Annotated in this window: 14 protein-coding genes; 1 reads left to right on the forward strand and 13 read right to left on the reverse strand. The window is 49.4% G+C overall.

What is annotated here, in order from left to right; genetic code table 11:
• Nucleotides 1-4: 4 nt before the first annotated feature.
• The 5 genes from epmC to prmB are packed head-to-tail and all read right to left on the reverse strand — an operon-like array spanning nucleotide 5 to nucleotide 4242.
• Complete coding sequence (gene epmC, locus D9741_RS15345) at nucleotides 5-553, reverse strand: elongation factor P hydroxylase (protein ID WP_130216932.1); 549 nt, start codon at nucleotides 551-553, stop codon at nucleotides 5-7.
• Nucleotides 553-1362 carry a sulfite exporter TauE/SafE family protein gene (locus D9741_RS15350; protein ID WP_064526496.1) on the reverse strand — a complete coding sequence of 270 codons (810 nt, stop codon included), beginning with the start codon at nucleotides 1360-1362 and terminating at the stop codon, nucleotides 553-555. Before D9741_RS15350 ends, epmC begins: the two co-directional genes overlap by 1 nt.
• Complete coding sequence (gene mepA / locus D9741_RS15355; protein ID WP_130216930.1) at nucleotides 1362-2186, reverse strand: penicillin-insensitive murein endopeptidase; 825 nt, start codon at nucleotides 2184-2186, stop codon at nucleotides 1362-1364. The genes D9741_RS15350 and mepA overlap by 1 nt, the downstream gene beginning before the upstream one ends.
• A 3-nt stretch (nucleotides 2187-2189) precedes the next feature.
• Entirely contained in the window at nucleotides 2190-3275 is a 1086-nt protein-coding gene (aroC, locus tag D9741_RS15360; RefSeq protein WP_130216928.1) for a chorismate synthase, read from the reverse strand.
• Between the two features lie 34 nt (nucleotides 3276-3309).
• Complete coding sequence (gene prmB, locus D9741_RS15365) at nucleotides 3310-4242, reverse strand: 50S ribosomal protein L3 N(5)-glutamine methyltransferase (RefSeq protein ID WP_130216926.1); 933 nt, start codon at nucleotides 4240-4242, stop codon at nucleotides 3310-3312.
• A gap of 166 nt (nucleotides 4243-4408) precedes the next feature.
• Here prmB and smrB point away from each other — a divergent pair, with 166 nt between their 5' ends.
• Nucleotides 4409-4960, forward strand: a complete 552-nt coding sequence (gene smrB, locus D9741_RS15370; protein ID WP_130216924.1) for an endonuclease SmrB — start codon at nucleotides 4409-4411, stop codon at nucleotides 4958-4960.
• Nucleotides 4961-5004: 44 nt separating this feature from the next.
• Here the strand turns inward: smrB and D9741_RS15375 are convergent, their stop codons facing one another.
• From D9741_RS15375 to sixA, 8 genes are all read right to left on the reverse strand, one after another.
• Nucleotides 5005-5826, reverse strand: coding sequence for a StfH/YfcO family fimbrial adhesin (locus D9741_RS15375; protein ID WP_130216922.1), 822 nt, complete (start codon nucleotides 5824-5826; stop codon nucleotides 5005-5007).
• Nucleotide 5827: 1 nt separating this feature from the next.
• A complete protein-coding gene (locus tag D9741_RS15380) occupies nucleotides 5828-6313 on the reverse strand; it encodes a fimbrial protein (protein ID WP_130217206.1) in 486 nt (161 codons plus the stop codon).
• Nucleotides 6314-6354: 41 nt separating this feature from the next.
• A complete protein-coding gene (locus D9741_RS15385; RefSeq protein WP_130216919.1) occupies nucleotides 6355-6834 on the reverse strand; it encodes a fimbrial protein in 480 nt (159 codons plus the stop codon).
• Nucleotides 6831-7328 (reverse strand): fimbrial protein, encoded by a 498-nt coding sequence (locus D9741_RS15390; protein ID WP_130216917.1) that lies wholly within the window; start codon nucleotides 7326-7328, stop codon nucleotides 6831-6833. The genes D9741_RS15385 and D9741_RS15390 overlap by 4 nt, the downstream gene beginning before the upstream one ends.
• A 15-nt stretch (nucleotides 7329-7343) precedes the next feature.
• Nucleotides 7344-8045 (reverse strand): fimbria/pilus periplasmic chaperone, encoded by a 702-nt coding sequence (locus D9741_RS15395; protein ID WP_240725527.1) that lies wholly within the window; start codon nucleotides 8043-8045, stop codon nucleotides 7344-7346.
• A 70-nt stretch (nucleotides 8046-8115) separates the two neighbouring features.
• Complete coding sequence (locus D9741_RS15400) at nucleotides 8116-10752, reverse strand: fimbrial biogenesis outer membrane usher protein (RefSeq protein ID WP_130216913.1); 2637 nt, start codon at nucleotides 10750-10752, stop codon at nucleotides 8116-8118.
• Nucleotides 10753-10834: 82 nt separating this feature from the next.
• The gene (locus tag D9741_RS15405; protein WP_130207292.1) at nucleotides 10835-11401 is read right to left on the reverse strand and encodes a fimbrial protein; all 567 of its coding nucleotides are present in this window, start codon (nucleotides 11399-11401) and stop codon (nucleotides 10835-10837) included.
• A gap of 632 nt (nucleotides 11402-12033) precedes the next feature.
• Entirely contained in the window at nucleotides 12034-12519 is a 486-nt protein-coding gene (gene sixA, locus D9741_RS15410) for a phosphohistidine phosphatase SixA (RefSeq protein ID WP_130216911.1), read from the reverse strand.
• Nucleotides 12520-12645: the final 126 nt, after the last annotated feature.

Here is a 12645-nt window from a genome sequence, read left to right on the forward strand (position 1 = left end):
GGCTTCAGTTGAGCGCTTCCGGCCACGGGAATTGTTCCGCCGTAAGTTCCGGCGTGTGATAATAATTTTGTAATGCTTTAATTAAGCGTGCCGGACGTTCTGGAATACCGTTAGCCAGATAATCCATCACCTGCGCATGTACTCGCCGTTGAAACACCACGCGATCCGGTTCGAAATCCCCTTCCAGATTGTCGCAACTGACGTTAAACGGATATCCCGCCGCCACGCAGAACAACCAGTCAAGCGCCTGCGGCTTCACTTCAACATCTTCAAACTGGCTTTGCGTTTGGGCATCGCGACCGTCCGGGCAATACCAGTAGCCGAAATCAACCAGCTTACGGCGCGCTTTCCCGGCAATACACCAGTGCGAAATCTCGTGGATGGCGCTGGCGTAAAAGCCATGAGCGAAGACGATTCGGTTATACGGTACTTCCGCATCAGCAGGAAGATAGATCGGTTCGTCGTCGCCTTTAATCAGACGGGTATTAAATTCATCGGCAAAGCAGCTATTAAAAATTTCAATCAACTGCTCATAGTGGTGTGTACTGTTCATTAGTTCATCCCCAACCAGTGGAGGATCTCCTGTCCGTGGCTATCATAAAGTAATTTGGCACTCATCACCGCCGAGACGATAACGATCATCGGGCGGATCAGCTTTTGTCCTTTGCTCAACACCAGTCGTGAACCCATGCGCGCGCCGAGGAACTGCCCCACCAGCATCACAAATCCCGTCGCCCAAATCACTTTGCCGCCGAGAATAAACAGCAGCAAACCGCCGATGTTTGACGTTGCATTAAGTAATTTGGCGTGAGCCGTGGCTTTGGCGAGGTTGAATCCGCACAGCGTAACGAAGGCCAGCGCGTAAAACGATCCGGCAGCTGGCCCAAAGAATCCATCGTAAAAACCGACACAGCCACCGGCAATTAACGCGAAGGGTAAACCGTACATCCGGCGCTGGCGATCTTCTTCACCCAGCTTTGGCATCAGCAAGAAATAGAGGCCGATGCAAATCACGAGGATGGGCAATATCTGCCGTAATATATCGGCCTGAACATATTGCACCAGCAGTGCGCCACTCATTGAGCCGACAAAGGTCATGGCGATATTGAGTTTCTGATCGCTTAAACTAACCACTTTGCGGCGAATAAAGTAGATAGTGGCGGAAATAGAGCCACCGCAGGCTTGCAGCTTATTGGTTGCCAGCGCGTTAGCGGGAGACATCCCCGCCGCCATCAATGCCGGAATGGTGAGTAACCCACCGCCACCGGCAATCGAGTCGATAAATCCCGCCAGCATGGCGACAAAAAAGAGGACGCCCAGCAGCAGCGGGGAAACCATAAACAGGCTATTAAACGTTTCCATTAGATCACGTGCTCATCCAGTAGCGCCTGGCAGGAAGGCGGCAACGGAGGCGGTGTCTTCTTCTCAGGCTTTGTTGTTCCCGGTTTTGGAGGTTCAAACCAGCTTTGCAGTTCTGCCCCGCAACCATCGCCTGGTGGCGGTAAAGGTTGATCTTCACACTCCAGACTATCGGCAGGACAACGTAATCGTACATGCATATGCGCACGATGCTGGAACCAGGGTCGCACTTTGCGCAACCAGTCGCGATCGTTGCCGGCATCAAGGCAAAGTTGTTGTTTAATCGCCGGATTAACAAAAATGCGCGTGACGTCTTTGTCCTGGGCGGCGAGTTTGATCAAGCTGAAAATTTCTGGCTTCCACAGCGTGGAGACAACGTGTTTACCGTCGCGGGAAACCAAATCTAATGCTTGCGGGCGCAAGAGCTGCGCAGAGGTCCAGCGTGTTTTTGGCAGTTGCAGAAAGATATCAACATCCAGTCCGGTCTGGTGGCTGGCGTGACCGCCGTTGAAACGCCCACCAGCAGGCATCCCCATATCGCCAATCAACACCGTCCCCATGCCCAGATTGCTCACCTGGCTACTCAGACGCTGGATAAACATCACCAGGTCCGGGTGACCGAAGTAGCGACGCTGATCGGTACGCATGACCTGATAATGTTCGGACTGTATCGGCAGCGTGTCAGCGCCGACGATACAACCATTGGAGAAACTACCTATCGATTGTGCGCTACCCGGCACAGGTTGGGTTATTTTTTGCCACGGCGTCGCTGCCAGGCTGGCGCTACTGGCAAGCAGGGCCAGCAGCGCAATCGCAGTTTTGTTCATTTTTTACCAGCGTGGAATTTCAGTCTTCACATCGGCATTTTGCGCCCGTTGCCGTAACAGGTGATCCATTAAAACGATCGCCAGCATCGCTTCAGCGATCGGCACTGCGCGGATCCCGACGCAAGGATCGTGACGGCCTTTGGTGATCATCTCAACTTCTTCGCCAAAGCGGTTAATGGTGCGCCCCGGCACGGTAATGCTGGAGGTCGGTTTCAGCGCCATATGGGCAATGATTTGCTGCCCGCTGCTGATACCGCCGAGAATGCCGCCTGCATGGTTGCTCTGGAAACCGTCTTTGGTGATTTCGTCGCGGTTCTGGCTGCCGCGCAGCGCCACCACGTCAAAACCATCGCCAATTTCCACGCCCTTCACCGCGTTAATGCTCATCAACGCGTGGGCGATGTCGGCATCCAGGCGGTCAAAGACCGGCTCGCCAAGTCCGGCGGGGACGCCACTTGCTACAACGGTGACTTTCGCGCCGATGGAGTCGCCCTCTTTTTTCAGCGCGCGCATCAGTTCATCTAAGGCTTCGATTTTGTCCGGGTCCGGGCAGAAGAACGGATTTTGCTCGACCTGCGACCAGTCTTTGATTTCCAGCGGAATGTCGCCCATCTGGGTCAGGCAGCCGCGAATTTCAATACCAAATTTCTCGGCGAGATATTTTTTGGCAATCGCCCCTGCCGCCACACGCATGGCGGTTTCGCGGGCGGAAGAACGTCCGCCGCCGCGATAATCGCGCAGACCGTATTTTTGTTCGTAGGTGTAATCGGCATGACCCGGACGGAAAACGTCCTTAATTGCGCTGTAATCCTGAGAACGCTGGTCGGTATTTTCTATGAGTAGGCCAATGCTGGTGCCGGTGGTCACACCTTCAAAAACACCGGAGAGAATTTTGACCTGATCCGGCTCGCGGCGCTGGGTGGTATAGCGCGATGTCCCAGGGCGGCGGCGGTCAAGATCGTGTTGCAGATCCGCTTCCGTCAGCGGAATGCCTGGCGGAACACCATCGACGATGCAACCGAGCGCCAGCCCGTGCGATTCGCCGAAGGTGGTTACGCGAAAGAGTTGTCCAATTGTGTTTCCAGCCATCACGGCTCCGTTATTGTTGTGTTTGCGTGTTTACTTAATCTTTATAAATCGCGAAATGTTCACGTGCCGCAATAAGCTGCGCTTTGGTGAGCATAAACACACCATCGCCGCCGTTATCAAACTCCAGCCAGGTGAACGGAACATCCGGATATTGTTCCATAAGATGTACCATGCTGTTGCCGACTTCACAAATCAGCACGCCATCATCAGCGAGGTAATCTGCCGCGTTTCCGAGAATGCGACGCGTCAGTTTCAGGCCGTCGGTGCCAGATGCCAGGCCCAGTTCCGGCTCGTGGCGGTATTCGTTTGGCAGGTCGGACATATCTTCCGCATCGACATACGGCGGGTTAGTGACAATCAGGTCGTACTGCACTTTCGGCAAGTCGCGGAACAAATCGGACCGAATAGGAATGACGTTGTGGATCAGACCGTGTTCTTCGATGTTCTGTTCAGCAACCGCCAGCGCGTCGGGAGAGATATCTACCGCGTCGACTTCTGCATCCGGGAAGGCATAAGCACAGGCAATGGCGATGCAGCCGCTACCGGTACACATATCTAAAATATGCTGCGGTTGCTTGCTGATGAGTCCGGCAAATTTATTGTTGATCAGTTCACCAATCGGCGAGCGCGGCACCAGCACGCGTTCATCGACGTAAAATTCATGGCCGCAGAACCAGGCTTTGTTGGTCAGGTAAGCCACCGGAATGCGCTCGTTGACGCGGCGGATCACGCGTTCAACAATACGGTGTTTTTCGCTGGAGGTCAGACGCGCGGTGCGCATATCTTCCGGAATATCCAGCGGCAGGTAGAGCGAAGGCAACACCAGTTGCACGGCTTCATCCCACGGGTTATCGGTGCCGTGACCGTACCAGATATTTGCCGCGCTGAAGCGGCTCACCGACCAGCGCAACATGTCCTGAATGGTTTGCAGCTCATTTACTGCTTCATCAACGAAAATTTTATCCACGTATTCCTCCAGGGCATGATCGCAATAATTTCGGCGGCTAGTTTGCCATGAAGATGACGATAAATCAGCATTCACGCGGCGATGACGCAGGAAAATTATGTTTTGTCCGATCGATTGGGCTGCGAGTCGGGTAAACTGTAGGAAAATAAAAAATAGAGATGCATAGATGAAAAAGAAAACAACACTTAGCGAGGAGGACCAGGCTCTGTTTCGCCAGTTGATGGCGGGGACTCGCAAGATTAAGCAGGACACAATTGTCCACCGACCGCAGCGTAAGAAAATCAGCGAAGTGCCGGTTAAGCGGTTGATTCAGGAACAGGCTGATGCCAGCCATTATTTCTCAGATGAGTTTCAGCCGTTATTGAATACCGAAGGCCCGGTTAAATATGTTCGCCCAGATGTCAGTCATTTTGAGGCGAAGAAACTGCGACGCGGTGATTATTCGCCGGAGCTGTTTTTGGATTTACACGGTCTGACGCAGCTACAAGCCAAGCAGGAACTAGGGGCGTTGATTGCCGCCTGCCGCCGTGAACATGTATTTTGTGCCTGCGTGATGCATGGACACGGTAAGCATATTTTGAAGCAACAAGCACCACTGTGGCTGGCGCAACATCCGCATGTGATGGCGTTTCACCAGGCACCGAAAGAGTACGGTGGTGATGCGGCGTTGCTGGTGTTGATTGAAGTGGAAGAGTGGCTGCCGCCGGAGTTGCCCTGAATGCTGAACCGGATACGACATAAACGCCGTATCCGGTTTGGTCACTACAACATATTCAGCACATACTGGAATCGGCAAGTGGAATCTATAGGTTGTGGTGTAGTGGTATCGACACGAACCACAATATCGTGCAGTTGCTTGTCAGTTATCGCATGTCGGTTTGGTATGGTTGTCACTTTGTTATCGGTACAACCATATGACGTAAAAGTGATCATTTGCGATACAAAGCGACAATATGCGCCACGATCGTCAAATTGGCTACCATCACACAACTTGCCATCCTTCATCAAAAAGGTGGGGAGTGTATTTTCGATTACCCCTCCAGTGGATTTCAATGATAATAGCTTGCTACGTACTACCGAATTTGGGCTCCATGAAACATCATAAGGGTCTAAAGGAATCGGCGGACATGTGGAGTTAAAAGTCGATGGTCCCATATAAACAACACCACTTCTTCTTGATTGTGATTTGATATTACTGGTCACTATCCAGGGACAGCCACCAGGATCTCCTTCAACGATGATGTCCATGATCACCTTGTTACAAGTAAATTCTCCCGATGCCGGCAGCCCTGGACAATTCGATGGATCAATAGATTCCCCACTTTTCACATTAATTTTGGGGGCTGGCCCTGGCCCATTCCAGGATATATTCGGAATATCTCCGACCAGAAGAATATAACCATCCCGGTGATATTCTCCCTGATATACACCTGATGAGGTTTGAACATTAAGTTCATACCAGGTTGAGGTATTAAAGTTACCGGCATAACCCATGTCGGTGTGCATATCACGAAACGTTATTGATGCCATCGCGGTAGGTAACATCAATACAAGTAAGCAAAAAAAATAGCGTAATTTTTTCATTTTAAAGGTACTCAAACGTTGCGGTTAGCTGAGCGGTAAAATTACCGGGAGTCACATCACGACCGCTTTTTGCCTGTAACCAGGCGCGAAAATTTAGGCTATTGCTGCCATTATTAAGTACAAAGGTCGCACCAGTAGTACTGTTGATGGCGACAGGTGTGCCGTCGTTTTTTTCCATACCTATACCTACTCCCTGCGCACCCGATGACGCATCCAGCGCCAGAATACCCGGCTGTTCGCTATCTTCTGTGCCGGTCAAGGTTACCTTTACGTTGTATGAGGTTGGCCCCTTACAGTCTTTCAGTTGAAAAACTACAGGCTGGCGGGCCGACTGCCCGGCGACCATTAAATCTTGTGTACTCACCGTAGGAAACTGCACTTCTGCCAGCAATCCTTGTGTCTCTACTGGCGTACAAGTTTTATTCAATAGATTACCGTAAAAATGCAGGTTATCAGCCGCCTGCACCGGCGCTACACAGATCAGCATTAAGCTCCCCAGCAGCGTTGCGAGAACATATTCTTGTGTTTTCATTGGTAATCCACCTGTAGCGTGGCATACGCGGAAAATGCTCCGTCTCCCAACACCGCGCCGCTGGCTTTCACCGGTACCGCCTTGAGCATTGGGGGGCTGGCAGGATCAATACTCAGAGGTTTATCCAGCTCAAACGGACTGCCATTTTGTTGCATTTCAATGCCCAGGTCGGTAACGCTGGTCTGGACCGCCGACGTATTGTAATTGGTAGGTGTCCCCTTCCAGGTCAGTGTCATTTCCCAAACCGCATCTCGAACACCAGAATCACAGGTGATCTCATATGGCACAGTCTGAAGAAAGTTAACACCGTCAATGTCATTAATAAGGATGTCACCAAAATCCACTTCAATGGTTTTCCCGCCGCTAATGGTACAAACAGGCGGTGATATCAGAGTTCCGTGAAAAGTAATGTCCGGTGTAGCTGCCTGTACCACGCTACAGCAACTGCAAATCACAAAAAAAACGAGTCGTTTCATTGATAATCCACCACCATGGTCATACTGGCGTTAAATTCCGATGCCGCGAGTGATACACCGCTCTCTTTTACTGGCACCGCTTTCAGCTTCGGTTGGCTGTTGATGTTGAAAGGCATCCAGTTGTTTTCGCCAATCGGAAACAGCGAATTATCAGCCGCATTTTCAATTCGAATCCCAAATCCAGAAATCCCTGTGCTCAACACTGTTTCGCCATTAATCGTGGTAGTCGCTCCCTTAAACTGCATTTGCAGGTCGTCACTCAGGCTTCCATTACAGTCCAGTTTGTACTCAGCATTCATGCGATAGTTGGTGCCATTGATCTTTTTGATGATCACATCGCCAAACTCCACAGCACTGCCCGTTACCGAACAAGGTGGCGGAGCATCGACCAACACTCGCAATGTCAGCTCAACTGATTTCGAACCTCCACCTACCGCAGGATGGCTCACCACGCAAAAAACCAGCAGCAATTTAACCAGAAACATCTTTCTCATCGGATTCTCCTGGAATCAGCCTTTGCTACTTCGTTCTTCATCAACCTGACAACTGTTGCCATTACAGGTAAAAAAGAGCGGCATACGCGCGCCATAGTCGTTGACATAGGTCAGCACTGGTGTGCTATCCATTTTCACGTTTAACGGGGCGTTGGTTTTGGGCGGCATGACTAACGGCGAGAAACCCGCCGCTGGATTGCCATTTTTCTGCGTACTGGCGTTGCTGATGATGACGTAATACGCCGTTGGGTTATTGACGGTAAATTCCTGGCCGCTGCGGGTTAGGGTCACTTTATGCTGCCAGGGAGTTTGTGTGCTGCTTTTTTCCAGTGCCTTAGGACGCCAGAAAAGTTTGATTCGTGTCTGCAGAGCGATTTGCAGCGTGTTAGCTTTGTTTGATTTAGGCGGGATCTCGCGAACGTTAAAGTAGAACATCGTTTCGCGATCGGCAGGCAATTTGTGGATATCTGGCAATCCCTGAATTTTCACCTGACCGTTCATCATCGCATCAATACGCTGTACAGGAGGTAAAACAGCTAATGGCGAGCTAACCTTGTTACCCTTTTCATCTTCAATCCAGCTTTGCGCCAGGTAAGGAAGTTTAGGATCGTTATTACGCAAGGTAACACTAATAGATTTCTCACTTTCGTTAAAAATCAAACGTGTACGATCGGGCGTCACTGAAGCCTGTGCGTAAAAACTTGCAGCCGCCGCCATCAACGTCAATGCAGTGACGATCTTTTTTGAAGAGATATGTTTAGACATGGATCATTCCTTAATCACGTTATTAATTCGATGAAACAGACATTGGCGGCTCCATTGGTGCCACCTGTTGTGTCTGCACCTGAATGACGGGCTGAATATCATGTGATATTGCGGGAGCACTTCCCCCAATTTGCTGGCATGGCAACAGCAAACCATTGAAGAGATCATCCGGTAGCGGGTCCGGCAGACTGATATCGCAGTGGGATTCTCCCTCCCAGGATACCGTCATGCGTTCACCCGGTTTAACGCCCGCCAGATAGACATTCCCTTCATCATCAACCAGTCCAACTTGCTGTTTATTAACATTTTTCACTTCCGCACCAAATGGCGGATGACTACCATCCTGCAATCGCAATACCGCCATTGCTTTCTGCCCACTGATCACTGCAAATTTACGATAACCAATGGCACCTTCCGTTAGCGTTGCCTGGACCACCGACTGGGTGGCCTCAGCATTTTCTGGTAGGTTATTCAAATCGATATAAGCCTGATTACGGTAGTAGTCGTTAACATCGGCCACCACGGCTTTACCAAACATGTTGGTATAAACAGCAGCACCGTTGCCTTCTACTGGCACATTGGCAACGCCATCGGCATCAATCAGCAAACGCGTGCCGCCCATGTTCTGCGTGCGATGCAGCGCGCCGCCGTGGGCAGTCAGCGTTGCACCGCCCTGTAAAGAGATACCCGCGGAAGTGTATTGCCCTTCATGATAGTTGGCGCTCAGATCAACTTTTGCCATAGTGCCATCGTGGCTGTAATAACCATCTACACTGGCGTGGTTTTCACTGGTCCCTGTGCTCACCGTATAGTGGCTGGCGTCATCTATTCGATGGTACAAGCTCGCCTGGCTGCTGTCGGCACCACTGCCATAGTTGCCGTTGTAACTAATGGTGCTGCTCTCACCCCACGGCAGGCTTAAGGAAAGATAAATACCTTTATCGGCATTGTTATCGTATTCATAGCGATAACCGGTCAGAGAAACGCTCATGTTTCTGATACTTCCCATATTGAAATAATGAGAAAGCATCATGTTGTAGTTGGTTTGATCTTCGCGGTCCCAGTAGGTGTGGTGGGAATAGTTGAGATAGACCGAAACACGCGCATCCCTGAAGTTCTGGTTGTAAGTGACCGTATACATCTCTTTGTCGTTACCCGTGCGCGCCCGATCGGCGTTGTTAGCATCCTGGTATTCGCTCATGGTCATGTAGTTTTTTTCAGAGAAGCGATATCCGGCAAAGGTCACACGGCTGTTGAGTTCATCAAAATCTTTGGCATAACTGACACGATAAGAGTTACCATCCAGCGTTTTGTTGCCGTATACGCTGTTGTCGTCAAAACGAGTACGGGAGTGGGTAACATCAAACGCTAACGCGCCGAACAGCGCCAAATCGCGCCCAAGCCCAATTGCTGCTGATTGATAGTTTTCATCCGCTAACGCGCCGCCGTAAAGTGACCAGCCATTGGCGATCCCCCATGACGCTTCGCCTCCTGAGAAGAAACTCCCTTCGACGTGATGATCCCAGTTTTGCGGGCGCCCCATCGACACTTTATATCGCACCTGACCCGGTCGGGTCAGAAACGGCATGGAAGCCGTGCTGACGTCATATTCCTGCACCTGACCGTTTTGTTCTTCGATGCGGACATGCAGCGTGCCAGATACCGAATCACCAATATCCTGAATACGGAACGGGCCTGCGGGGACCTGGGTTTCATAAAGGTCGCGTCCCATTTGCGTTACGGTCACTTTCGCAGAGGTATGTGCGACGCCGGAAATATCCGGAGCGTAGCCGCGAAGGTTTGGCGGCAACATTTGATCGTCGGTGCTGATGCTACCGCCAATGTAGCTAAAGCCATCAAAAATATCGGAGTTGAGGTAATCTTCACCCAGCGAAAGTTTGGCTTTTAATGACGGCAAGGCGCGCCAGGCGTAATAACGGCTCCACTCCCAGTTTTTTTGCGTGCCGCTATCGTTAGCATCACCATCATCGTTACTGCGGGTATGCTGATAGTCGCTCTGCCAGTCGGCACGCAGGCGCCACGGGCCAACGTTAACGCCAACCGTACCATTACCACTAATATCGTTAGTATCATCCCCACCCTCTTCATGCCGGGTCTGGGCGTTGATACTGTAATCGGCAATAAGACCGGGAATACCTTCATCCCAACGTGAAGGTGGATCCCATTCACTGTCGGTATATTCAAGATAAGCCTGTGGCAAAGAAATCACGAGAACTGACTGGCTTAAATCACCAGTCATTTCCATGCCATTTAACGGTTCAGTATTCAGACACTGACCATCACGAATCCATTGCAAGTTTTTCGTGATATCTTCTTTAAAGCCTAACTGAGCAACCAGTTCAGGCGGTAAGCAGGCATACGATTTATCAGGATTGTTTTCGACTGCGTACCAGTAGATATCGTATTCATCAGGTAAGGATTGGTTATTTACATGAACCTGTAAATTATATTTACCCGGTTCAACATAACCTTTTTGGGAAAAACGCCCCAAATCAATTTTGGTATTCCCTTTTAACTCCAGAAATCGGGCATCAAACTGAATGGTATCATCTGCCAGGGCATAAAATGGACTTCCGGAAATTGCCAGAGCAATCCACCACGAAAGCCCCCGTAAACGGAGAAAAGAATGTTCGGGCATTTACGTATCCATCCGTAATTATTATATTTTAATTATCTTTTATTTAAAAACCCCATAACTTTACAGTTATGGGGGAATCACATTAGAGATACGTGATCTGGAACGTTGTTAGCGTTTCAAACGGAGCCGGAGTTGGTGTTACCGCAGCAGTTTCACCTACTAACCAGGCTTTAAATTTCAGCGTTTGTTTCTGTTTGCCTTTACCCGTTGAACTGTCCATTGCGATGGCCTGATCGATACCTTTGCCCAGGTCATAGCCTTTACCACGCTGGTCGCCAATCACCAGACTTACGTTTGGAACTTCGGTGCCATTATCCAGGTTAGACAGGGAGTAATTATTTGGATTACCGGAATATGGATTACCGGTAAATGTCGTGGTCATCGTTGTTTCAGTATTGAAATTGCAATCCTGTAAACGAATCTGGAAATCCTTTGGTGTGGTAGTTTTGCCACCCGTTAAAGAACCGGTACCGATGCTCCCCATATCCACTTCCAGCTTATGGTCATCAGGAACAATTGAGCACGGAGAGTCTTCAATTATACCGAAAAATCTCACTGTACCGTTGTTCCCTGCGGCTACGACCGATGCTGAAGTCAGCGCCCCCATAAGCATTGCTGTGGCGACGGCTGCTTTTACAAACTTACTCATTATTTGTCCTTAAATCATAAATAATTAAAATGTCAGCCAACTGACATATTAATACTGAATATAATAACTTTCAGTGTAATTTGCAGTGGCTTATAACCCACCATTGAATAGGATTTCTGAGGTCACGTGAGATGATATTCTTTGGCGTGGCGAGCATGTTGATATTATAGAGCGCGTGACACAATTTAAATTTACTAACAACAATATTTAGAAATATTTAAATGATTAACAAAACAAATAACATTTTGAGAATTTCCCTGGAATTACGTGATAAATGACTAAAATATGGTATAAACACATCATGGAGTGAATGATTAAAGAGCAAAAAACAACCAACAACAAATAACACGATTGTATTTTTATTTTTTGCCGATACAATATTAAAACACTATAATTAATATAAAATCAAGACCAAAAAATATCTCTTTTCTACTCTCTTATTCTGCGTTCACAGTGGTTAACTCTGGAAATAAAATACAAGAAAAGGTAATGAATATTTCTAGATGTAACTTTATGCAAATCGGCGATTAAACGCTAAAAAGATGCCATTTGCATCGTTATTGGGAGAATTTCAATAAGGTATGAACAATTCAGGCCCGATAGCTTGCGCCATCGGGCACTTTACGATCACATCAGATTGCTTTTGCCATTTTCAAATTACACGGGCTCATCTGCCAGTTGAACTCGCCTTTTCCGCTTTCATCAAGCGTTACGCTGGCAATAGCCGAAGTGGTAAACATAGGCGGCGTTTCGCCCGGACATAACTCGGCAACCAGATACCCGACTAACGGTAAGTGGGAGATAACCAGTACCGAAGCAACACCTTCGTTGGTCAGCGCCTGTAAATATGCACTGACCAGCCCTACATCGCCGCAGGGCGTCAACTCCGGCAGAACTTCCACGTTGGAAGGCAGGTTCATACAATCACCTACTTCCTCCAGTGTTTGCTCGGCTCGCAGGAACGGGCTCACCAGAACACGTTCGACTTCCACTTTTTGACCTTTCAACCAGTTCGCCATCAGGCGAGATTCGTCACAACCGTTAGTGGTCAGAGGACGAACCGAATCACTGGCGGCATCGAGGGCTGCGTCGCCGTGACGCATGATAAAAACTTGCATATTGCACCGCTTTTGTTAACCAGATTCGCCCGCCTTGTTTCATCTGAAACCAGAGAAACAAGGCGGTGGCCGGCATTGTGCCTTATCCATTCACCGAATGAAACGCTGTTTTTTACCTCAATGGCG

Source organism: Escherichia sp. E14V7 (assembly GCF_004212225.1).
Taxonomy (GTDB): Bacteria; Pseudomonadota; Gammaproteobacteria; order Enterobacterales; family Enterobacteriaceae; genus Escherichia.